Below are 21,440 nucleotides of genomic sequence, written 5' to 3'. Positions count from 1 at the left end.
CCAAAGCCAAAGCCAAAGCCAAAGCCAAAGCCAAAGCCAAAGCCAAAGCCAAAGCCAAAGCCAAAGCCAAAGCCAAAGCCAAACTAAAATATCCAGCCTCCCACAACCCTTACAGTAATTACCTCCCGCCCCTCACCACTCAACAGGCCGAGCGTTAGCTCGCCTGAAAGCTTTTGATCTGGCTTTTGATTCACCCGCCCCCTCGGGAGGCTGAGTGGAGGTGTGCATCCGGGGAGTGGCGCGTAGCGCCGTTCGACGCAGTCGAACACGCTGCATGTAGGTCGTAGCGAAGCAGACCGGAGGGCAGTGTCCCCGGATGGATACCGGAGCGAAGGAACGCCGAGCCTTAGCGAGGGGCCGGACGCTCGGGGCGAGCCTTTTGGGGTACTTTTTTGGCGTTTGAAAAAAGTGCCTCGCCGTAAGGGCGAAACCACAAGTGGCCGTTACCGCAGAAATGGATATGTACACCGAGGAAGAGAATGGTCGGCTGTCAGGACGCCATCGCGAGCAGGCTCACTCCTACAGTTTTGGACGGTGTACATCAGTAGGCAGTCAAAGCAGAAAAGTCAGTTCCCACAGGGTCCGAGTGAACCCTGAGGGAGAAAAAACCAGACTCAGGCCAGACTCTTGCTCACGACTTCAAACACATCGCTGGACAACTGACCCGAAGCACGAATCCGCTCCAGCTCGCCTTTCATCAATGCCTGACGCGCATCATCATACTTGCGCCAGCGAGTCAGCGGCGCCAACTGCCGGGAAGCGATCTGCGGGTTAAACCCGTTCAACTCGATCACCAGATCCGCCAGGAAGCGATACCCTGAACCATCCGCCGCATGGAAGTTGATCAGGTTCTGCCCGGCAAACGCACCGACCAGCGCGCGTACCTTGTTCGGGTTCTTCATGTTGAAGGCCGGATGCTGCATCAACTGACGCACACGCTCCAGACCACCCGGCAACGCACTGCCCGCCTGAACACTGAACCACTGATCCATGACCAGCGGATTGTCCTTGAAGTGCTCGGCAAAACTCGCCAGTGCCTTGGCCTTTTCTGCTTCAAACGACGAATTGACCAGCACCGCCAACGCCGTCAGGCGCTCGGTCATGTTATCGCTCGCCTCGAACTGCTCAAGCGTCGCCGCCAACACTTCCGGCCTGCCGCTGAGCATCAAGTACGACAGCGCAATGTTCTGCAACGCGCGACGAGCAAAGTGCTCGGCTTCGGCCACATAAGGGGTCTTCTTCGACAGGTCACGATTAGCCTGATAACGCAGCCACAATGCCTCAAACAACCCTTCAGCCAATTGCTTGCGAGCAAACTCACGGGCAATGTGAATCGCATCGACATCAGCCACTTCGCTGATTTCAGTCAGGTACGCCTCACCCGGCAACGAAAGCATTTCCGCAACCATGGCCTGGTCCAGCGTCTCGTCCGACAACACCGTGCGCAAAGCAGAAATCAGGCGCTGATCCAGCACCAGCGTTTCCCCCGCCTGATGCTGGGCAATCAGCTCTTGCAGCACTTGCACCGACAGTTGCTGACCGGCATCCCAGCGGTTGAAACCATCGCTGTCATGCTGCATCAGGAACATCAGTTGATCGCGGTTGTACGGGAAGCTCAGTTTCACCGGCGCGGAGAAACCACGCAGCAATGAAGGCAACGGCTGTTCAGCGATGTCGATGAAGGTGAACGTCTGCTCGGCTTCGGTCACCGAGATCACCCGCGATGTGCCCTGAGCGCTGGCTTCGCCGGACAGGCGCAAGGCAATCGCCGCGCCTTTGGCGTCCAGCAGGCCCAATTCCACAGGAATCACGAACGGCAGTTTTTCAACCTTGTCCGGGGTCGCCGGGCAGCTTTGACGGAAGGTCAGGCTGTAGGTTTTCGCCGCCGCGTCGTAGGACTCGCTCACCACCAAGCGCGGTGTACCCGCCTGGCTGTACCAGCGCTTGAATTGCGTCAGGTCGACACCATTGGCGTCTTCCATCGCCTTGATGAAGTCGTCGCAGGTCACCGCCTGGCCGTCGTGGCGGTCGAAATACAGGTCACTGCCTTTGCGGAAGCCGTCGGCCCCGAGCAAGGTGTGAATCATGCCGACCACTTCCGAACCCTTTTCGTACACGGTCAGGGTGTAGAAGTTGGAAATCTCGATGAAGCTGTCCGGGCGCACGGCGTGGGCCATGGGACCAGCGTCTTCGGCGAACTGGTGTGTGCGCAGGTAAGCCACGTCCTGGATGCGCTTGACCGTGGCCGAGTTCATGTCCGAGGAGAATCCGGCATCGCGGAACACGGTGAAGCCTTCCTTGAGCGACAGCTGGAACCAGTCGCGGCAGGTCACGCGGTTGCCCGACCAGTTGTGAAAGTATTCGTGGGCGACGATGGCTTCGACGCGCTGGTGCGCAGCGTCGGTCGCCGTTTCGGCGCGAGCCAGCACGGCGCTGGAGTTGAAGATGTTGAGGCCCTTGTTCTCCATGGCGCCCATGTTGAAGTCGTTGACCGCGACGATCATGAAGATGTCCAGGTCGTACTCGCGACCGTAAACCTCTTCATCCCAGCGCATCGACTTCTTCAGGCTGTTCATGGCGTGCTGGCACTTGTCGATGTTTTCCGGCTCGACGTAGATGCGCAGTGCCACGGAACGCTCGGTCATGGTGGTGAAGGTGTCTTCAACGCACCACAAATCACCGGCCACCAGCGCAAACAGGTACGCCGGCTTCATGAAGGGGTCTTCCCAGGTCGCCCAGTGCCGGCCGTCTTCGCCAGGGCCCGAGGCAATCGGGTTGCCGTTGGACAGCAGCACCGGATAGCTGTGCTGCTCGGCGACGACCGTGGTGGTGAACTTGCTCATCACGTCCGGGCGATCGAGGTAATAGGTGATCTTGCGAAAGCCTTCGGCCTCACACTGGGTGCAGAACATGCCGCTGGATTTGTACAAGCCTTCCAGCGCGGTGTTGGTTTCCGGGTGAATCCGCACGCTGGTGTCGACCGTGAACGTGGTGCTGGTCGGGTGCAGGGTCAGGTGATTGTCCGTCAACTGATAGTCGCTTTCGCTCAGCTCGCGATCAGCCAGGGTGACCGACAGCAGTTCCAGCTGCTGACCGTCCAGTACCAGCGGCGGCAAGCCAGGGCCGCGCTCGGGATTGCGGCGCATCACCAGTTGCGCATGGACCAGGCTGTGGTCCTCGAACAACTCGAAGGTCAGGTGCGTCTCGTCGATCAGGTACTCGGGCGCCTGATAGTCTTTCAGGTAAATCATCTTCGGTTGTTCGGTGCGCATGCTGGAGTCCTTACTGATGCACGGCGAGCTGATAAGCCGTGTATTTACGAATATTGATCACGCCGGTGTCGAAGATCAGGTATTGGCCCTTGACTCCCAACAGCGTGCCTTCGGCAATCGGATTCTTGTCCAGGTTGAAGCTGACGATCTTGGCCGGGTATTGCTCGACCGGATAGCGGATTTCGAGGGTTTCTACGTCGGCAATGGTCTGAATCGCTTGTAGGCCAAATCGTTCCTGCAGGGTTTGCAGGCCCTCGGCGCAGCTGTCGAACAGTTGATCACGCACTTCGGCCAGGTCCACCGACACCGCTTCGCCCTTGAGCAAGGCGCGCCAGTTGGTCTTGTCCGCCACCTGGCTGCGGAACAGGTCTTCGACGAAACCCGACTGCTGGCGGGTCGACACGCGCATGATCGGCAACGCCTGACGGGCACCCTGATCGATCCAGCGGGTCGGCAGCTGGGTGGCGCGGGTAATCCCGACTTTCACCCCCGACGAGTTGGACAGGTACACGATGTGGTCGGTCATGCAGAACTTCTCGCCCCACTCCGGCTCACGGCAGGTGCCAGCGTCGTAGTGGCAACGCTCGGGGCTCATGATGCAGATGTCACACTGCGCCAGTTTGGTCATGCACGGGTAGCAATAGCCCTGGCTGAAACTGGTTTTGGTCTTGCGCCCGCAATGGGAGCAAAAGATCGCCCCCAGGTATTCCAGGCGTACGGTGGTGCCGATCATTGGATTGACCGGCACCTCGACATCGCCCAGGCGAAACGCATACTGCACGTCGGACCCGTCAAGACGCGACGACATTTTACTGATTGCACCGCGGCCAATCTCGATCAATGGATGGCATCCGATTTGAACAGAATGTTCGGTACGCTGATCGACTTCGAACTGCATTCCTGCGGGCCCATGTAACCGGTGCGCTGGTCTTCGGGCAGGTTCTGGATTTCCCAGGCAATCATCGCTTGCAGCGACAGTTCGCGTTGTTCGGCGGTGAGTTTGCCACCGTCGGACCATTTGCCGATTTCCACCGCCAGTTTCAGGCTCTGGTAGATCTCGGGGGTGATGTTTTGGATCATTTCGTTAAAAGAGGACATCAGGGTCTCCGCGCTCTTTACTACATAAACTGATTTAGGCGGCCAGTTTACGGCGGTTGTACAAACCACCCAACAAACCGGTCAGGCATCCGACGAGCAACCCGCCGACGTGCGCCGCATTGGCAATTTCACCGAAGCCGATCATCGAGACCAGCCCGGACAGGCACAGCACCAACCACACCAGCATCATCACCAGCACGCCGCGCGGCAGGCGATAAGCCGGGTTCGGCGACAACAACTGGAAGATCCAGCAATGCCCGAGCAGGCCGTACAGCACGCCGGACAAGCCACCGAACAAGGTCGGACCACTGAAATAATACTGGGCATAGTTTGAGACGAGGCTGAACAGCAACGTCAGGCCGATCAGGTTGATGCTGCCCTGACGCGATTCGATGCGCCGGCCCAGCTCCCAGTACCACATGCCGTTCATGGCCAGGTGCAGGATGCCGAAGTGGATCAGCATCGGCGTTATCAGGCGCCACCACTGCCCTGCCGCCAGGCTGTCGGCCAACGGTACGAAACGGATGTACTCGCCGACCACGCGAAAATCGAGGAAGGTCAGCCAGCGCATCGTGTCGAGGTTTTCGCCCAGCAGCGTCACCGCACCCACCAGGATACTCAGCAGCAAAATCGCCGCGGTCGCCCTGGCGTAACGCAGTTGCTCGACGAAACCGGGGCGCCGAGTGGTTTGCGCTGCCGGAATGTCGAGCTGCTGATCGGGATCACCGGCCGGAAAACGTTCGTACAGCGAACGCACGTCTTCGCTGATGTTGGACGGCACCCACAGTACCTGCTCGCCCGCCTCCTCGCTGACGCGGTGCGGCACCTGCATGCGCTGCAGCAGTTTGACGAACCCGCTCAAATCCACCGCCAGCGGCAGGCGTAAAACGGCAACCACACTCATTGCAGCACCTCCGGCCGTTCGACATCGACCCAGACAAATTTATGCGGATCGAGCCGGGTTTCCTGATCCAGCCGGTAGGCGACCAGTTTGCCGTAGAGCACGGCGCTGTAATCCAGACAGGCCAGGTTCGGGCGAATCGGCGCCGGTTTGCCGCTGCGCCAGTAGTGGCCGACGAACAACAGTGGCTCGTCGACGCCATAGCGCAGCAAGGTATTTTTTTCCGTGGACGACAGTGGCGTCCTGGCCACGGGCTCAGGCAATGCGTCGGGCTGGAACACAATGTCTCCGTAGGTTTGCGGGTCGTCCTCCCAGAATTTGGTGCGGAAGAACGAACGCACCAGACCGTCGCCGCTGGTCATGGTCAAGCCATCGGGCAAGCGCATGTCGGTGCCGCGCAGCAACCGGTCGAACACGGTGCAGGCGAAACTGCCCGGCACGGCCGAGGCCTGGAGGAAATGCTCATCGACGCAACCGTTGGGAAACAATCCGCGCAACGGCTCGATCAGGCCCGAATCCCAGCACGCATGCACCACCCGGAAGCGCCCGGCATCGACGAACAATGGCATTTCGTAGAACCATTGCAGGAAGTCATGCCAGTCACCGGGATGGTCTTCGAACTGGGTCAGGGTTTCACCCAGCAACCGGGCATGACGCGGCGTGTGTTCACGGACGAACTGCTTGCCGCTGCCCGGTGGCGCCGGCGTGCTCCAGCCCAGCGCGTTGAATTCATGGTTGCCCATGATGCACAGCGCCTGGCCGGCCTCGACCATGTCATGCACGATGTGCAGCGCCTCGCGAATCCGCGGGCCGCGATCAATGATGTCGCCCACAAACACGGCCATGCGCGACGGATGCCGCCAGACGCCACCTTGTTTGTGGTAACCGAGCCGGTCGAGCAAGTGCTCAAGGGTCAGAGCGCAACCGTGCACGTCACCGATCAGGTCGTAGCTACGCGCGGGATCGAGCATCAGTCGCCTCCACCACCCAATCGACTGCCCCAACCGAGCTTGGTCCGGCAGACTTCGTAGTAGTTGTGGTCAAGCGGATGGATCAGCCGCAGCTTCTGCGCTTTTTTGCTGATGGTGATGGTGTCACCCGGCGCGCAGGTGAAGTGGTTCTGCCCGTCACAGGAGACTTGCGGGTAGATCTGCATATCTTTGGACACGACGATTTTCAGCTCACTGTTGCCATCGACCACAATCGGCCTGCCCGACAAGGTATGGGGGTACATCGGCACAATCACAATAGCGTCAAGCTTGGGGTGCATGATCGGTCCGCCCGCCGACAGCGCATAGGCCGTCGAACCGGTGGGCGTCGCGACGATCAGGCCGTCGGCCTTCTGGCTGCAGACGAACTGGCCGTCGATGTAGAGTTCGAACTCGATCATTCGCGTTGATTTGCCGGGGTGCAGCACCACATCATTGAGGGCATCGCCCTGACCGATGGCTTCGGCGTGCCGGCGGACTTCGGCTTGCAGCAGGAAGCGATTTTCCACCAGGTAGTGGCCATCGAGCACTTCGGCGACTTTGACTTCCAGCTCATCAGGGCGAATATCGGTGAGGAAACCGAGGCTGCCACGGTTGATGCCGAGTACCGGTATGTTGTGCTTGGCCAGCGCGCGAGCGGCGCCCAGCAGGCTGCCGTCGCCACCGACCACAATCACCATGTCACACACTTCGCCGAGCATCTTGCGGGACGAGGTTTGCAGGCCATGACCGGGAAGGACTTCGGCGATGGTGTCTTCGAGGATCACATGCAAGTGACGATCGAGCAGAAACCGTTTCAGTCGGCGGACGGTATCCAGCACCTGGGAACTGCCCAGGCGACCGATGATGCCGATATTACGAAATTGCTCCATGGGGTTCCTGCAAGGACGGCGAAAAAGACGATTATGGGCGAAAGCGCGGGATAGACAAAATCCTTTCAGCCACAAGGGTGTACTCATGTTTAGGGCTATGCTCGCAAGATGATCCTATTTCCCGATTTGCTCTCGTTGCCCCATCAGTTGCGCCACCCCGAAGTGCGCGACCTGGCCTGGGTCATCCTCGCGCCGCCGATGCTCGTTGATACGCCCTGGCCGCAGCGGCATCCGCTGGCCGGCAGTGAATGGGTGCAAGAACCGCAACGCCTGGAACGCTGGTTGCGGCAACTGGACCGTGACAGTTATGACTTGCTGCACTGGCTGTCCCAGGCCCGAACCCGGCGCTTGGGCCTGTATTACGAGCGGCTTTGGCAGTACGCGGTGCGTCACGCGCCGGGAATCGAGTTGATCGCCGCCAACCTGCCGATTCGCCGTGAAGGCCACACGCTGGGCGAACTGGACATGCTGCTGCGTGATCGCGACGGCGTGCATCACCTGGAACTGGCGATCAAGCTCTATCTGGGGCCGCAACATGGCGACGGACACGACACCGCGCAGTGGCTCGGCCCCGGCTGCCATGATCGACTGGACCGAAAACTGGCGCACCTGGCTCAGCATCAATTGCCCATTTCTGCCCGCGTCGAAAGCCGCGAAGTGCTGGCGGCCCTGGATATCCAGCAGTTCAGCGCCCACTTGTGGCTCGGCGGTTACCTGCTGTATCCGTGGCCGGGACAGGCCGAACCGCCCGGCGGCGCGCATCCGCAGCATTTGCGCGGTAGCTGGCTGCATCAGAAGGACTGGGCGGATTTTGTCGTGCAGCGCCCTTTCGGTCGCTGGCAGCCCCTGCCCCGCCATGCCTGGCTGGCGCCGGCGCATTATCCTGCGGAGCAGACCTGGAGCGTCGAGCAATTGAATGCGTGGCTCGGTACTCTGGAGCCGTTGGCGCCGGCGCAGTTGTTGGTGCGCCTGACCGAGAATGCCGAGGGGGACTGGGAGGAAGCGGAGCGGTTGTTTCTGGTGGCGAATCTTTGGCCGAATGTGCCGGGTAATGGTTGAGGTTTTGTAGTGCCTGCTCGCGATGAAGCCAACTCGGTCTAAACGGATAACCGCAATGCCAACGCCGCCAACGTCACCAGCAAAACCGGCACCGTCAACACCACCCCGACCTTGAAGTAATACCCCCACCCGATCCGGATGCTCTTGCGCTCCAGCACATGCAGCCACAACAACGTCGCCAGACTGCCAATCGGCGTGATTTTCGGCCCCAGGTCGCTGCCGATGACGTTGGCGTAAATCATCGCCTCCTTCACCACACCACTGGCCTGACTGGCATCGATCGACAGCAAACCAATTAGCACCGTCGGCAAATTGTTCATGATCGAAGACAGAATCGCCGTCAGCACGCCCGTGCCCATGGCCGCACCCCATACGCCGTAATGGGCAAAGCCATCGAGCCATCCCGCCAGATACCCGGTCAGGCCGGCATTGCGCAGGCCATACACCACCAAATACATGCCCAGCGAGAAAATCACGATCTGCCACGGTGCTTCTTTCATCACCTTGCGCGTGGAAATCTTGTGGCCGCGCGCGGCGATACCCAGCAACAACGCGGCGCACACCGCGGAAATGGCGCTGATTGGAATACCCAGTGGTTCCAAGGCAAAACAGCCCACGAGCAGGATCACCAACACCACCCAACCGGCATAAAACGTCGCCTTGTCATGGATCGCCGTGGCGGGCAGCTCCAGTTGTTCGGGGTCATAGTCCTTCGGAATGTCGCGACGGAAGAACCACAGCAGCATCGCCAATGTGGCCGCGACGCTCACCAGGTTGACCGGGATCATTACCGCCGCGTAACGGTTGAACGTGATGTGGAAGAAGTCGGCGGAAACAATGTTCACCAGGTTCGACACCACCAGCGGCAGGCTCGCGGTGTCGGCGATGAAACCGGCGCCCATCACGAACGCCAGGGTCGCCGCCGGGGAGAACCGCAGCGCCAACAGCATGGAAATCACGATGGGCGTGAGGATCAGCGCCGCGCCGTCATTGGCGAACAAAGCCGAGACCAAAGCCCCCAGCAACACCATATAAGCAAACAGTTTGCGCCCGCTGCCCCGCCCCCAACGAGCCACATGCAACGCAGCCCAGGCAAAGAAACCCGCCTCATCCAGCAGCAAACTGATGATGATCAGCGCCACGAACGTGCCGGTTGCATTCCAGATGATCTGCCACACGATCGGGATGTCGCTCAGGTGCACGACACCGAAAATCAGCGCCAGCACGGCACCGAATACCGCACTCCAGCCCACGCCCAGGCCTTTGGGTTGCCAGATCACCAGAGTGATGGTCAGCAGGAAAATGAGTGAGGCGATGAGCATGCAAAGCAACCTTGCGCGGAAAAACAAACCGCGATTCAGCCGCAACGCTCGACCAGAGTAAAGCCCCAATTTCGACACACCACGATCCCGTAACAGTTGATGGGCAGCGCGAGGCTCGTGTAGCAGCCTCGCGCTGCTCGTCAGCGGCTACAACAGGAGGGTTACAGTCGGATGACATGGCCTTGCATTGGCGCGACCTGGCCGTTGAACAGCCGTGTGATCACCGTCTGCGCCGCCTCATAACCGTCACTCTCCACCACCTCCAGCAGTGGATTGGCAGGCGCGGTCACTTGCCCATAAAACCGCTGCAACCCCTCGCCGATATGTTGACTGACCCGTTCCGCTCCCCACTCTGCGTTGCGCTTGCGCAGCTGGACCGGGGCGAAAAAGAACACCGGTTGCGGCCCTTCAATGGCGCTCAGTTGTGCCTCGTCGGTGCTTTGCGCGGAACCGGCGAAGCAGCTGTACACCAGTTGCCCGGCGAAATGCTGATGCACCCGGTCACGCAAACCCAGGTCGCCGGAAAAATCCACGTACAGCGTGGGACGATCATTGGCCAGGCTCGCCAGTTCGGCGTACGACACCGTGCGCTCATAACAACCGAGCGCTTCGACGAAGGTCTTGTTGCCGGCCGAAGTCAGCGCAACCCGTTCAATGTTGGGGTGGTTTTCCAGGCACACGGCGGTGCCATAGGCGGTTTTGCTCGAAGCACTGGAAGATACCAGCCGGGTCGCACCGAAAAACTGATTGTCTTGCAGGAAATCCGCCAGCATCGACGACGTCAGAAACAGCGGTTTCAGCAAAATCTGCAGGTTTTCGGTGTCGGGGCTGTAGTACGGATCCCAACTGCACCGGGTGTACTGGTTGTAGGCCGAGGTCAATGCCTGCCGGTGTTCGGCGGCGTCATAGAAACCTCGGTCGGTGACGCGCTCGGGACGCATCCACAGATGACTGGCAATCGGAAAGTAGCCGTAGAAGCGTTCTCCGACCGCGACCCCCTCCACGGTTGACGCGATCACATCGGCAAATCCCCACGCCGGAATGTGTGCCCATTCCTCAAGCCCTGTAGGAAAGAACCCCCAGTAGTTCATCGAATCGCCATAAGCGGCGTAGGTGATGTTGTTGGTGGTCAGCGCACAGCGGTCGATTTTCAGAATCACCTCCCCTTCGGCAGCAACGAGACTGCGCTGCTCCTGTTCGATTCGACTCTGGTCGAGGGCGTTTTTGCGGGTGATCAGCCGTGTTACCGTGCTCGGACTTTGCATCTTTCAGACTCCTGCTGCGAGTGAGTGGCGGGTAGCACCAGAGTAGTGGCAGCCGATGAAGAGCGGGTTCGGAAACACCAGGGGCACTGCGCCCACCCTCAATCCCCGCGCCAAACCGCTGAAACGGCCGAGTCAGGCCCGGGCGATCTTCACCGTGGAAGCGATTTACGAGGCGTTTGTTCGGATTTGGCGGCGTGATGGCTGGTCCGGGCTGACCACCCGAGCGGTGGCGCTGGAAGCTGGCGTCGCCATCGGGACGTTGTACGATTATTTTCCGAGCAAGGAAGCGCTGCTGTCAGGGTATGTCCGCCACTGCCTGGACAATCTGTTACAGCACATCGATGAACAGGTCGTACGACCCACGCATCTGGATTGGCAGGTGCGAATCAAACGCTTGATCCGCATGACCTGCGACCCGACGGATGCTGATCAGCCGTTGTTCGACTATGAATGGATGACCCTTGAACACCAGATCGCCGAACCCAAACACCACCGACGGGTGTTCCAGGAGTTGTCGCAGAAATGGCGCGAAGCGTTTGCCGCGTGTAGTGATTTGCCTGAGCATCCGTCAGATACAATCATCGATGCCTGGTTGATCACCGCCTGGGGTGGCCGGCGTTACTGCGTGACTGTGCAACCGGCGGCGGCACAAACGGCTGCGTGGCTGGCGGAAATCGAGTCGATGATCTGCGGCCGATTGCTGCCCTCCCCCTAATCCCCGTAGGAGTGAGCCTGCTCGCGATAGCGGTGTGTCAGTTGGCATTGATTTGGCCGACACACCGCCATCGCAAGCAGGCTCACTCCTACAGGGGAGAACGGTGTTTTCAGACTTTTTTGTGTTGTTCGACCCATTTGCCATAGGCATTGATGAAGCTCTGCAGGAACGGCTTCACCGACTCGGACAATTTACCCGCCTCGTCAAACGCCGAACCCGCCCCGCCCAGATAGGCTTCCGGCTGCTGCATACACGGCACATCCAGAAACACCATGGACTGGCGCAAGTGGTGGTTGGCACCAAATCCACCGACTGCGCCGGGTGAAACACTGATCACCCCACCCGGTTTTCCGCTCCAGGCGCTCTGGCCATAGGGCCGCGATCCCACGTCGATGGCATTCTTCAACGGCGCGGGTACCGAGCGGTTGTATTCCGGGGTGACGAACAGCACTGCGTCGGATGAACGTACTTGTTGCCGGAAAGTGCTGTAGGCTGCCGGCGGTGAAGCACCATCAATGTCTTCGTTGTAGAGCGGCAAGTCGCCGATTTCGACGATTTGTAGCTTGAGATTGGCCGGTGCGAGGTCAGCCAGGGCCAATGCTACCTTGCGATTGATCGATGCCTTTCTCAAGCTGCCGACCACGACGGCGATCGTATAGACGTTACTCATGGAAGATGTCTCGACTGTCCGATGGAGAGAACTTGTAGGTATAGATGACGAATCACCCAGCGGGCTCTGAATTTCACCGCCCCTGACTATTTTTTTCTTGTAGGAAAACTTACTTCGCCCAACCACGGTCTACAGAACCGAAAATTGAGTGAATTATCTCCAGAGGTTCTAAACAGATGGCAGCAGTACTTGTCAGTCAGTTCCATGCAAGAGATGCGGAAGGCCGCGTTTATTCCGTGCATGAGTTCGAGGAATCCACCCCGTCGGCGGACGGCCTCGGCGGCTCGGAGCCTGTCACCACCTACAAACTGGCCATTGGCGATCGCGTCAGGAAACTCGATGACAACCAGTTTGTGCTGGTTCAATCGGACGTGACCATCGTGCGTGAACCCAACAAATTCGTCGGTAGCGTGCCGGACGCCAACGTCGCTTCATAACCCCGCGTTATGAGCAGAAGTCATATGCGCGCACTTGAGTTAGGATTCAGTCACTGATTCCCTCACCTGCTGAACATGGACTTCACGCATGCGTTTACGCCATATCGAAGTGATCCACGCGCTTGTGCAGACCGGTCACCTGGGCACCGCCGCCGAATGGCTGCAGTTGCCGGTGACCGAGGTTGAAGGCATTTTGCGCGAGGCCGAGGGTCAGTTGGGTTTCATGCTGTTCTCCAGCGTGCGTGGGCGCTTGCAGGCGACCCGCGAAGCGCGGGAGCTAGAGGCACAAATCGCCCACATCTATGAAGCGCTGGAGCCTGTTCAACGCTTGGCCGCCAGCCTCAAGCAGTATCAGGCACCGCCCCTGCGCATCATCTGCACTCCGCCGCTCGCCCAACACTTGTTGCCCCAGAGCATCGCCACGCTGCGCCGTCGCCTGCCCGATGCGCCTTGCAGCCTGCTGAGCCAACCAACCCGCGAAATCATAAAATCCCTGTTGTTGCGCGAAAGCGATTTGGGGTTGAGCCTGCACGATCCCGATCACGCCGACATCCATTGCCAGGTGATTGCCCAAGGCAAGCTCCAGCTGTTGGCGCCCCATGGCTGGCTGCAACCCAAGCAGAAATACATTTCATTGCAGGATCTGGCGGGCCAGTCGATGGTCGGCCTCGAAGGCCACGATCCGCTGAGCCGTGCCCTGGAGAACAAATTGCAGGCGTTGCGTCCAGCCCCGGTTGTGCATATTCGAGTGCAGACGCATCAGATGATGCGCAGCATGGTCGAGGCCGGTGAAGGCCTGGCGATTGTCGACCCGTTTACCGCCCTGGGCGCCAAAACCAGTGGACTGGATGTGTGTCCGCTGGCCCCGGCGGTGCCAGTCAGCCTCTACGCCCTGTCCCTGAAAAACGGCGAGCCAGCCGCCGCCATTCAGACCCTGCTGGACATTGTCACGGAACAAGCCGCGGCGATGCTGGCGAACTGATCGGGTGTTCCAGCGCATTATCGAACAAGCGATACCAGAACAGCGCCACTTCGGCAGTGTTCGGATCGATTCCGCGATAGCGCAGATGATCCATCCCGCCAATCACGTAACCACAACGCTCATAGAGCCGGCAGGCGCCGAGGTTGTTGTTTTGGGTTTCGAGCATGATGCCCGGCAGTTTTTTCTTGCGACTCCAGAACTGAGCCACGTCCAGCAAGGCTTTGGCCACCCCGTGGTGCCGCGCCGGGGCATGCACCGCCAGCTCGTCGATATGGGCAAAGCCATTCCAATTGGTGCTGACCACCAGATGACCGACCGGCTCATCGTCGAGGTACGCCATGAAAATCGCACTGTCGGCGGCATCGCGAAAGCTGCTGAATTCTTCCGGGTCGATGCCGTAGCACTTTCGATAAGGGGTGATCGGCGTAATCAACCACTGTTCGACTGGTTTGCCGATTTCGGCAGCACCATAGGCGGCAACTTCAAAACTGAAATCACTGCCCCAGATATAGGCCGCAAAGCCGTCATCGGCGACACGCACCGACAGGCCGGGGTACTTGGGATTAATGACAGGTTGCATACTGGGAAAGGTCCTCATTCCTTGATGCAATCGACGGTGTAGTGCCGTCCATTGCCCTCGTCTTCGTGTTGCAATCCATGCACATCGACGACGAATCCTGGGAAACTGCTATCAAACGTCCTTGCAAATGAAAGATAGTCGATGATTGACCGGGTCGACTCGGTGAACCGCTCACCCGGCATGATCAGCGGAATGCCTGGCGGATACGGAACCAGCATCACCGCAGCGATCCGCCCGTCCAGGGCATCGATCGACACCGCCTCTACCTCGCCCCGTACCAGATGATCATAGGCGTCAGCGGGCTTCATGACGATTTCCGGCAGCACGGTGTACATGCGCTTGAGGTGTTTGGCCGTGGCATTGCTGCGATAACAGGCGTGCAGTTGATCGCACAAATCGCGCAGGCCCATGCCTTGATAGCGCCCGACACTCTGTTGCGCCACACAGGGCAGGCAATTGGCCAGGCTGACGTTAGCGTCGTAGCTGCGCTTGAACTCCAGCAGCTCGGTCAACAGCGTGCTCCATTTGCCTTTGGTGATGCCCATGGAAAACAACACCAGGAACGAATACAGCCCGGTCTTCTCGACCACCAGCCCGCGCTCCCAGAGAAATTTGCTGACCACTGCCGCCGGAATCCCGCGCTCGCTGAGCGCACCGCCCGCGGTTAGCCCGGGCATGACCAAGGTGACTTTGATCGGATCGAGCAACACGTAATCGTCGGTGACACCGCCAAAGCCGTGCCAGTCGGCATCGGGCTGCAAGAGCCAGTCTTCGGTGACCACGCGGTCGATGCCTTCCACCGACGGCGGCTGCCAGATGGAAAACCACCAGTCATCCGCCGCGATGTGTTGCCGCAGGTTAGCCAGGGCGCGACGAAAGCTCAGGGCCTCGTCGAACATTTCCTGCAACAGCGAACGCCCGGCCGGGCCTTCCATCATCGCCGAGGCCACGTCCAGCGAGGCAATGATGCTGTACTGCGGCGAGGTGGAGATGTGCATCATGAACGCTTCATTGAAACGGTCGCGGTCCAGTTGCCGCGCCCCACCGTCCTGAACATGAATCATCGAGGCCTGGCTGAATGCGGCCAGCAACTTGTGCGTGGAATGCGTGGTGAACACCAGCGGGCTATCTTCGCTGCGCGAGGTGCCCATGCCGTAGCGTCCGGCGAAGAACTCGTGAAATGCCGCGTAGGCGTACCAGGCCTCGTCGAAATGCAACACCTCGACACTGTTGCCGAGGTTCTGCTTGATCAACTCGGCGTTATAGCAGAGGCCGTCGTAGGTCGAGTTGGTGATCACCGCCAGTTTGACCTTGGGCGCTCGGCCCTTGGTCAGCGGGCTGGCATCGATTTTGGCCTGGATTGATTCGCGGCTGAATTCGCTCAATGGAATCGGGCCGATGATCCCCAGTTCATTGCGTTCCGGGCACAGGTACAACGGGATCGCGCCGGTCATGATGATCGAATGCAACACCGACTTGTGGCAGTTGCGATCCACCAGCACCAGGTCATCGCGCGCAACCATGGAATGCCAGACGATTTTATTGGCGGTCGAGGTGCCATTGATCACGAAAAAGGTGTGATCGGCGCCAAAATTGCGCGCAGCGCGAGCTTCCGCCTCGGCCAGCGGACCGGTGTGATCGAGTAGAGAGCCCAGTTCGGGCACCGACACCGACAAATCCGAACGCAGGGTGTTCTCCCCGAAAAACTGGTGAAACGCTTGCCCTACCGGGCTCTTGTGATACGCCACGCCACCGCCGTGGCCCGGGGTGTGCCAGGAATAATTGGAGTCGGCGGTGTGTTGCACCAGTGCCTTGAAAAACGGTGGCAACAAACCGTCCAGGTACTTGCGCGCAGCCCGGGCCACTTGCCGGGCCAGGAACGGCACGGTGTCTTCGAACAGGTAAAGAATCCCGCGCAGTTGATTGAGCTCGGCCATGGCATCGGCTGGCGCGTTTTCCAGCGTCACTTGTTCGCCGAGGGCAAAAATCGGCAGGTCCGGCGCCCGCACTCGCGCCAGGCCAATCAGTTCGGCCATGTTCTGCAGCAAATGCGAGTGGGTGCTGGGGTCTTCGGCGGCAATCAACATGCAGGAGAGGCCGTGATGGGTCGACGCGACTAGCCGCCCTTCGGCGTAATCCACCGCCGAAACGATGCTGAAGCCTTCCTGTTCCAGCTCCCGGGCGATGCCCCGCACGCGATCACCGGCGACGGTGTCGGCCTTGATGTCGCGGTGGACAATCAGGACCGGGAATTTCAAATCTTTATACATGGGGCTCAGTGTCCTGAGGCGGCAGACCGTGGCCTGCCAATACCCTCAGGGTAGAGGGTTGAGGCGAATGTGGCGAGTGGCGATGCCCCAAACTGGGTCACCGGCAGCCCAAACACGCCCCGTAGCAGCTGACGAGCACCGCGAGGCTGCTACAAATCAGGCCTGGGCCTTGGCGTCCGCCAGTTGCTGCCACAGTGACGGGGCACCGGCGGCTTTCGCGATGGCTTCAAGACGTGCGACATGCTGGGCCAGGTCATCTTCGCTGGCGCGGATGATTCGGGCGCGTGGGCGGTCGGCTGGCAAGCGGCGGATTTCGGTGGCGGAGTTGTCCGCGCCTTCGCCGGAGCCATTACCGTCTGACGCATTACCGGCCAGCGACAGGCTGGTCTGGCCACCGGTCATGGTCAGGTAAACGTCGGCAAGGATCTCGGAGTCGAGCAAAGCGCCGTGCAGTTCACGGCCCGAGTTGTCGACGCCATACCGTTTGCACAAGGCGTCGAGGCTGTTGCGCTGCCCAGGGTGACGTTCCCTGGCCATCATCAGGGTATCGAGGATCGAGCAGTGTTGTGTGATGTCCGCACGCTCGTGCTGGCCCATCAGGGCGAATTCGTTGTTGATGAAACCAACGTCGAACGCCGCGTTATGGATGATCAGCTGCGCGCCTTTGATGAACTCGAAAAACTCATCGGCCACTTCGGTGAAACGCGGTTTGCCCACCAGGAATTCGTTGGTGATGCCGTGGACGCCAATGGCGCCTTCGTCACTCTCGCGATCCGGCTGCAGGTAAACGTGAAAATGCCGACCGGTCAGGCGCCGACCGATCAACTCGACACAACCGATTTCGATAATCCGGTGGCCGTCTGTCACCGGCATGCCGGTGGTTTCGGTATCGAGTACAACGGATCTGGTGGCCATCAGTGCTCAGCTCTCAACGGGTCAATCGTGCAAAAGCGGCGATGTTAACACGCTCGCCCAGGTCTTTCAGAGACACCGCGTTTTGCCTATCGCGAGCAAGCTCGCTCCTGCAGGGATTGATCGTTCCCACGCGGAACAAGGGAACGATCAGGGTAGATTTATGCCTGTTTGTAGCCGCGCACTTCATCCACGCCCCGGTTGGCCAACTGGTCAGCCCGCTCGTTACCGTGGTGACCGATGTGCCCACGCACCCATTTCCAGGTGACGTTGTGGCGATTGACCTGCTCATCCAGCAGCTTCCACAAATCAGCATTTTTAACCGGCTCTTTCGCCGCTGTTTTCCAGCCGCGCTTCTTCCAGTTGTCCATCCATTCGTTGATGCCTTTCATCACGTACTGTGAGTCGGTCACCAGCAGCACGTCGCAGGAGCGCTTGAGCTCTTCGAGGCCACGAATCGCACCCATCAGTTCCATGCGGTTGTTGGTGGTATTGGCTTCGCCGCCCCACAGTTCCTTTTCAACGCCTTTGCACACCAGCAGTGCGCCCCAGCCGCCAGGGCCCGGGTTGCCTTTGCAGGCGCCGTCGGTGAAGAGTTCTACGCTATCGCTCATGCCAATCTATCCAGAAAATGCGGTGGCTCGCCGATTCGTGATCGACGATGCCCGAGGCCGGGACTGACCCGGCCGGGAAAATAAAAGGTATTACGGGTCGATGCGACGGCGATTGACCTTGGCCATCGGCAAGGGAATCAGCTTGCCCATCGGTTCGCGTCGTTCCTGACGCAGCGGACGCAAACCCACGACAATCTTGCGCGCCACCAACAAATAGAAGCCGCCGCCCGACAGTTGCCAGTCACCGGCCTTGCGCTCCCAACCGGCCAGACGAGCTTGCCAGGCGGGTGACGCAAGCGGCGGACGATAGCACCCGAAGCGGCGTTTCTCCAGCGCGAAACCCAGCAGGTTCAACCAGTCGGCGACGCGTGACGGCGAGATACAGCGCGCCTTGCGCAGGGCGTCATGGGCGAACACATGGCGCAGGCCCCAACTGCTCCAGGGGTTGATGCCAATGATCAGCAAATGCCCGCCGGGCCGCACGCTGCTCGCCGCTTCGCGCAGCAAACCGTGGGGCGACAGGCAGAAATCCAGCCCATGCTGCAACACCACGACGTCAGCGGCGTGCTCGCTCAACGGCCAGGCTTGCTCTTCACACACGATCTCGACACCGGGCAATGGCGCACCGAGGCGCACATTGCGCTGTACTTGCGGAGCAGACGGTGGCGTCTGGGCCGACGGACCGTAATGCACCAGGTAACCGCCGAAGAAACGCCCCAACTCGTCTTCGAGCATGCGTCGTTCTTCGTCCAGCAAAAATTGCCCGATAGGGCCGGACAGCCATTCACGGGCCGCGCTGATCAATGTCAGCCACTCGGGATCAGCCTGAGCGAACGCTTTATCGGTCATTGCATTCTCCAACGCGCCAGGAAGTTCTAAGATGCGCCATTGTTTTCCGCTTGGCGAATCCGACGATGATACAGATCAGTGCCCTGCCCGCCTTCACCGACAACTACATCTGGTTGTTACAAGACCACCGCACCCAGCGCTGCGCCGTGGTCGATCCGGGCGATGCCGCGCCCGTGCAGGCCTGGCTTGCGGCGCATCCGGGTTGGGTATTGAGCGATATTCTGATCACTCATCACCACCATGACCACGTCGGTGGCGTCGAGCAGCTGAAAAAAGCGACAGACGCGACCGTCTACGGCCCCGCCAGCGAATCCATCCCGGCGCGGGACGTCGCGCTCAAGGACAACGACCGGGTCAGCGTGCTCGGCTGGGACTTCGACGTGTACGCCGTCCCCGGCCATACCCTGGGGCACATTGCCTACTACCACCATGGCTTGCTGTTCTGCGGTGACACCCTGTTTGCCGCCGGTTGTGGCCGTTTGTTCGAAGGCACGCCGGAACAGATGCACACCTCTCTGGCACGCCTGGCGGCGTTGCCCGAAGATACGCTGGTGTATTGCACCCACGAATACACCCTGAGCAACCTCAAGTTTGCCGCAGCGGTCGAGCCAGAAAACCTCGACACCGCCGAGCGCCTCGCCAAAGTGACCCAACAACGCGCAGCCGGAATCATGACCCTGCCGTCGACCCTGGCCCTGGAAAAGCTCACCAACCCGTTTTTAAGGGTTGATGAAACATCTGTTAAAGAAAAAGTGGACGAACGGAATGGTCCCGATAACCGGGCTCCGAGTGCGGTTTTTGCTGCGTTGCGGGCTTGGAAAGATACGTTCTAGGCCGTCATGCTATTGCAATGAAAATTCTGAATGGTTGACCGCAGGGGGTACCCTTTCTAGAATCGGCCGACATTTTTGCCCGGAACTTACTTCCAGCCAATGTCGTCATCTATTCGTAAAGCCATCAATTCAGACGCATTGACCCGCTTGGCTCAAGCCATCGCGGTGGCTGTGTCCGCCACTCTGGCGGGCTGTTCCAGCCATGTGCCGCAGACCGACGCGGCACATACCCCGAATATCGCCGCTCGCGCCAAACAGAAACCGATCTGGCTCAGCGAAAAACCCTCGCCGCAAGTACCGCAGGACGTCTGGGAGCGCATGCGCCAGGGCTTCCAGTTGCAGGACGGCCTGGGCGTCAACCCGCGTATCGAGCAACAGCGACTGTGGTTCGCCAGTAACCCGTCGTTCCTTGAAAACGCCGGCGAGCGCGGCAGCCTCTACATTCACTACATCATCGAACGCCTTGAAGAACGCAACATGCCGCTGGAACTGGCGCTGCTGCCAGTGATTGAAAGCGCCTACAACCCGATGGCCTATTCCCGGGCCGACGCGGTGGGTCTTTGGCAATTCATCCCTTCCACCGGGCGTTACTACAACCTGCGCCAGACCCGTGCCTATGATGGCCGACGCGACATTACCGCCTCGACCACCGCGGCCATGGATTACCTGACCCGCCTGCACGACATGTTCAACGGTGACTGGCTGCTCGCCCTCGCCGCCTATAACGCCGGTGAAGGCACCGTCAGCCGGGCCATCGAGCGCAACGAAAGGCTCGGCCTGCCGACCGATTACTGGAACCTGCCGCTGCCAGCGGAAACCCAGGCTTACGTGCCGAAGCTGCTGGCCTTGTCGCAAGTGGTCCTGTCGCCCGAAGCCTATGGTGTGAACCTCAGTCCGATCGCCAACGAACCGTACTTCCAGGTCGTCGAAATCAACCAGCGCATGGACCTGTCCAAGGTTGCCGAGGTTGCCAACATCGACGAAGACGAACTGTTCCAGCTCAATCCGGCGTTCAAACAGCGCACCACGCTCGATGGCCCCCAGCACTTGCTGGTGCCAACGTCCAAGGCGCAGTTGCTGACCACCAGTCTGTCGACCATGCGTCCGGAAGAATTGATCAGCAAGAAGCCTCGCAAACCGGTCTTTGAAGGCGCAGACGATGTTCAACTCGCCAGCGTCAAGCGCACCACTTACCGGGTCAAACGCGGCGACAACCTCGGCACGATCGCCAAGGCCAATAAAGTCGACGTCGAAGACTTGCAACGCTGGAACAAGTTGACGGGCAAGCACCTCAAGACGGGGCAGACCCTGGTGATGCAGGACACGACCAAGCGCAGCAACGGTCGCGTCAACACGGTCGTCGCCGCCAACAGCAAAGCCGACAAAAAGAAGCCGCAGACCCAGTACAAGGTCCAGCAAGGCGATTCGCTGTACATCGTCGCCAAGCGCTTCAACGTCGAGATGCAGCACCTCAAGCGCTGGAACCCGCGCGTTGGCCAGGCGTTGAAGCCTGGGCAGATGCTGGTGGTGTCTTCGCCACGCTAAAAAGAGCCCCTGAATTCAGGGGCTCTTTTTCGCCTGAAGGTTTTCACTATGCCCTGTAGCCGCTGGCGAAGCCTGGGTCCGACTGCGCAGCAGTCGTCAATTCAGGCGGCGCGGTGATTCAGGAAAATAGTGGTCACCAGTTTACGACTGCTGCGCAGTCGGACGCAGGCTTCGCCAGCTGCCACATGGGCCCGCAAGTTCAATTAACCCTGCATTAACCCCCTGTCTTTTTCCTGTCGATACAAGCTGTTACTG

Annotated in this window: 20 protein-coding genes; 6 read left to right on the top strand and 14 right to left on the bottom strand. The window is 59.8% G+C overall.

The features are described 5' to 3' along the window. Positions 1 to 614 precede the first annotated feature (614 nt). From pepN to SB725_RS15285, 6 genes are read right to left on the bottom strand one after another with little or no spacing between them, the layout of a single operon-like run. Positions 615 to 3,272, bottom strand: a complete 2,658-nt coding sequence (pepN, locus tag SB725_RS15310) for an aminopeptidase N (protein WP_410922091.1) — start codon at positions 3,270 to 3,272, stop codon at positions 615 to 617. A gap of 10 nt (positions 3,273 to 3,282) precedes the next feature. Further along, entirely contained in the window at positions 3,283 to 4,113 is an 831-nt protein-coding gene (locus tag SB725_RS15305; RefSeq protein WP_027923404.1) for a DUF2797 domain-containing protein, read from the bottom strand. Beyond that, entirely contained in the window at positions 4,110 to 4,370 is a 261-nt protein-coding gene (locus SB725_RS15300; protein ID WP_027923403.1) for a YeaC family protein, read from the bottom strand. The genes SB725_RS15305 and SB725_RS15300 overlap by 4 nt, the downstream gene beginning before the upstream one ends. 34 nt (positions 4,371 to 4,404) lie before the next feature. Further along, positions 4,405 to 5,274: a rhomboid family intramembrane serine protease gene (locus SB725_RS15295; protein ID WP_027923402.1), complete on the bottom strand. Its 870-nt coding sequence runs from the start codon at positions 5,272 to 5,274 to the stop codon at positions 4,405 to 4,407. Further along, positions 5,271 to 6,245 (bottom strand): metallophosphoesterase, encoded by a 975-nt coding sequence (locus SB725_RS15290; RefSeq protein ID WP_371258947.1) that lies wholly within the window; start codon positions 6,243 to 6,245, stop codon positions 5,271 to 5,273. Before SB725_RS15290 ends, SB725_RS15295 begins: the two co-directional genes overlap by 4 nt. Beyond that, positions 6,242 to 7,132, bottom strand: coding sequence for an NAD(+) kinase (locus SB725_RS15285; RefSeq protein ID WP_027923400.1), 891 nt, complete (start codon positions 7,130 to 7,132; stop codon positions 6,242 to 6,244). Before SB725_RS15285 ends, SB725_RS15290 begins: the two co-directional genes overlap by 4 nt. Positions 7,133 to 7,240: 108 nt before the next feature. On the opposite strand from SB725_RS15285, the gene SB725_RS15280 reads away from it, so the two are divergent. Continuing rightward, positions 7,241 to 8,191 (top strand): DUF1853 family protein, encoded by a 951-nt coding sequence (locus tag SB725_RS15280; protein WP_059180957.1) that lies wholly within the window; start codon positions 7,241 to 7,243, stop codon positions 8,189 to 8,191. 38 nt (positions 8,192 to 8,229) lie between these two features. On the opposite strand, the gene SB725_RS15275 is transcribed toward SB725_RS15280, so the two are convergent. Both SB725_RS15275 and SB725_RS15270 read right to left on the bottom strand, forming a co-directional pair. After that, on the bottom strand, positions 8,230 to 9,513 hold the full coding sequence (locus tag SB725_RS15275; protein WP_027923398.1) for an arsenic transporter: 1,284 nt from the start codon (positions 9,511 to 9,513) through the stop codon (positions 8,230 to 8,232). 161 nt (positions 9,514 to 9,674) lie between these two features. After that, positions 9,675 to 10,778, bottom strand: coding sequence for a DUF2855 family protein (locus tag SB725_RS15270; RefSeq protein ID WP_410922088.1), 1,104 nt, complete (start codon positions 10,776 to 10,778; stop codon positions 9,675 to 9,677). 55 nt (positions 10,779 to 10,833) lie between these two features. Between SB725_RS15270 and SB725_RS15265 the strand changes: the two genes are divergently transcribed. Continuing rightward, entirely contained in the window at positions 10,834 to 11,493 is a 660-nt protein-coding gene (locus tag SB725_RS15265; protein ID WP_410922086.1) for a TetR/AcrR family transcriptional regulator, read from the top strand. Between the two features lie 109 nt (positions 11,494 to 11,602). Here SB725_RS15265 and SB725_RS15260 read toward each other — a convergent pair whose 3' ends face one another. After that, entirely contained in the window at positions 11,603 to 12,163 is a 561-nt protein-coding gene (locus SB725_RS15260; protein WP_027923395.1) for an NADPH-dependent FMN reductase, read from the bottom strand. A gap of 176 nt (positions 12,164 to 12,339) precedes the next feature. Here SB725_RS15260 and SB725_RS15255 point away from each other — a divergent pair, with 176 nt between their 5' ends. Both SB725_RS15255 and SB725_RS15250 read left to right on the top strand, forming a co-directional pair. Continuing rightward, positions 12,340 to 12,600 (top strand): hypothetical protein, encoded by a 261-nt coding sequence (locus SB725_RS15255; protein ID WP_027923394.1) that lies wholly within the window; start codon positions 12,340 to 12,342, stop codon positions 12,598 to 12,600. A gap of 88 nt (positions 12,601 to 12,688) precedes the next feature. Next, positions 12,689 to 13,582 carry a LysR family transcriptional regulator gene (locus SB725_RS15250; RefSeq protein ID WP_410922084.1) on the top strand — a complete coding sequence of 298 codons (894 nt, stop codon included), beginning with the start codon at positions 12,689 to 12,691 and terminating at the stop codon, positions 13,580 to 13,582. Here the strand turns inward: SB725_RS15250 and SB725_RS15245 are convergent. The 5 genes from SB725_RS15245 to SB725_RS15225 all read right to left on the bottom strand — a co-directional run bounded on the left by SB725_RS15245 (position 13,548) and on the right by SB725_RS15225 (position 18,807). Further along, on the bottom strand, positions 13,548 to 14,162 hold the full coding sequence (locus tag SB725_RS15245) for a GNAT family N-acetyltransferase (RefSeq protein WP_027923392.1): 615 nt from the start codon (positions 14,160 to 14,162) through the stop codon (positions 13,548 to 13,550). The two genes, SB725_RS15250 and SB725_RS15245, sit on opposite strands and share 35 nt — an antisense overlap. 14 nt (positions 14,163 to 14,176) lie before the next feature. Further along, positions 14,177 to 16,432, bottom strand: coding sequence for an Orn/Lys/Arg decarboxylase N-terminal domain-containing protein (locus SB725_RS15240; RefSeq protein ID WP_027923391.1), 2,256 nt, complete (start codon positions 16,430 to 16,432; stop codon positions 14,177 to 14,179). Positions 16,433 to 16,588: 156 nt separating this feature from the next. Further along, positions 16,589 to 17,347: a DNA polymerase III subunit epsilon gene (gene dnaQ / locus SB725_RS15235; protein WP_027923390.1), complete on the bottom strand. Its 759-nt coding sequence runs from the start codon at positions 17,345 to 17,347 to the stop codon at positions 16,589 to 16,591. Positions 17,348 to 17,505: 158 nt separating this feature from the next. Continuing rightward, the gene (rnhA, locus tag SB725_RS15230) at positions 17,506 to 17,958 is read right to left on the bottom strand and encodes a ribonuclease HI (protein WP_008028618.1); all 453 of its coding nucleotides are present in this window, start codon (positions 17,956 to 17,958) and stop codon (positions 17,506 to 17,508) included. 90 nt (positions 17,959 to 18,048) lie between these two features. Next, positions 18,049 to 18,807 (bottom strand): methyltransferase domain-containing protein, encoded by a 759-nt coding sequence (locus SB725_RS15225; RefSeq protein ID WP_027923389.1) that lies wholly within the window; start codon positions 18,805 to 18,807, stop codon positions 18,049 to 18,051. A gap of 65 nt (positions 18,808 to 18,872) precedes the next feature. On the opposite strand from SB725_RS15225, the gene gloB reads away from it, so the two are divergent. Both gloB and SB725_RS15215 read left to right on the top strand, forming a co-directional pair. Continuing rightward, a complete protein-coding gene (gene gloB / locus SB725_RS15220) occupies positions 18,873 to 19,640 on the top strand; it encodes a hydroxyacylglutathione hydrolase (RefSeq protein WP_059180961.1) in 768 nt (255 codons plus the stop codon). A 99-nt stretch (positions 19,641 to 19,739) separates the two neighbouring features. Further along, positions 19,740 to 21,185: a transglycosylase SLT domain-containing protein gene (locus tag SB725_RS15215; RefSeq protein ID WP_059180962.1), complete on the top strand. Its 1,446-nt coding sequence runs from the start codon at positions 19,740 to 19,742 to the stop codon at positions 21,183 to 21,185. Positions 21,186 to 21,440: the final 255 nt, after the last annotated feature.

This window comes from Pseudomonas sp. SIMBA_041 (genome assembly GCF_046535095.1).
GTDB classification, from domain to species: domain Bacteria; phylum Pseudomonadota; class Gammaproteobacteria; order Pseudomonadales; family Pseudomonadaceae; genus Aquipseudomonas; species Aquipseudomonas mucoides.
This window is presented reverse-complemented; position numbering and strand designations above follow the sequence as displayed.

What these genes read in the sequence shown, in the direction of transcription:
- pepN (WP_410922091.1), bottom strand. Translation starts at nt 3,272, where the DNA reads ATGCGCACCGAACAACCGAAGATGATTTACCTGAAAGACTATCAGGCG.
- SB725_RS15225 (WP_027923389.1), bottom strand. Translation starts at nt 18,807, where the DNA reads ATGACCGATAAAGCGTTCGCTCAGGCTGATCCCGAGTGGCTGACATTG.
- rnhA (WP_008028618.1), bottom strand. Translation starts at nt 17,958, where the DNA reads ATGAGCGATAGCGTAGAACTCTTCACCGACGGCGCCTGCAAAGGCAAC.
- SB725_RS15280 (WP_059180957.1), top strand. Translation starts at nt 7,241, where the DNA reads ATGATCCTATTTCCCGATTTGCTCTCGTTGCCCCATCAGTTGCGCCAC.
- SB725_RS15240 (WP_027923391.1), bottom strand. Translation starts at nt 16,432, where the DNA reads ATGTATAAAGATTTGAAATTCCCGGTCCTGATTGTCCACCGCGACATC.
- SB725_RS15270 (WP_410922088.1), bottom strand. Translation starts at nt 10,778, where the DNA reads ATGCAAAGTCCGAGCACGGTAACACGGCTGATCACCCGCAAAAACGCC.
- SB725_RS15245 (WP_027923392.1), bottom strand. Translation starts at nt 14,162, where the DNA reads ATGCAACCTGTCATTAATCCCAAGTACCCCGGCCTGTCGGTGCGTGTC.
- dnaQ (WP_027923390.1), bottom strand. Translation starts at nt 17,347, where the DNA reads ATGGCCACCAGATCCGTTGTACTCGATACCGAAACCACCGGCATGCCG.
- SB725_RS15295 (WP_027923402.1), bottom strand. Translation starts at nt 5,274, where the DNA reads ATGAGTGTGGTTGCCGTTTTACGCCTGCCGCTGGCGGTGGATTTGAGC.
- SB725_RS15300 (WP_027923403.1), bottom strand. Translation starts at nt 4,370, where the DNA reads ATGTCCTCTTTTAACGAAATGATCCAAAACATCACCCCCGAGATCTAC.
- SB725_RS15215 (WP_059180962.1), top strand. Translation starts at nt 19,740, where the DNA reads ATGTCGTCATCTATTCGTAAAGCCATCAATTCAGACGCATTGACCCGC.
- SB725_RS15255 (WP_027923394.1), top strand. Translation starts at nt 12,340, where the DNA reads ATGGCAGCAGTACTTGTCAGTCAGTTCCATGCAAGAGATGCGGAAGGC.
- gloB (WP_059180961.1), top strand. Translation starts at nt 18,873, where the DNA reads ATGATACAGATCAGTGCCCTGCCCGCCTTCACCGACAACTACATCTGG.
- SB725_RS15260 (WP_027923395.1), bottom strand. Translation starts at nt 12,163, where the DNA reads ATGAGTAACGTCTATACGATCGCCGTCGTGGTCGGCAGCTTGAGAAAG.
- SB725_RS15250 (WP_410922084.1), top strand. Translation starts at nt 12,689, where the DNA reads ATGCGTTTACGCCATATCGAAGTGATCCACGCGCTTGTGCAGACCGGT.
- SB725_RS15285 (WP_027923400.1), bottom strand. Translation starts at nt 7,132, where the DNA reads ATGGAGCAATTTCGTAATATCGGCATCATCGGTCGCCTGGGCAGTTCC.
- SB725_RS15275 (WP_027923398.1), bottom strand. Translation starts at nt 9,513, where the DNA reads ATGCTCATCGCCTCACTCATTTTCCTGCTGACCATCACTCTGGTGATC.
- SB725_RS15265 (WP_410922086.1), top strand. Translation starts at nt 10,834, where the DNA reads ATGAAGAGCGGGTTCGGAAACACCAGGGGCACTGCGCCCACCCTCAAT.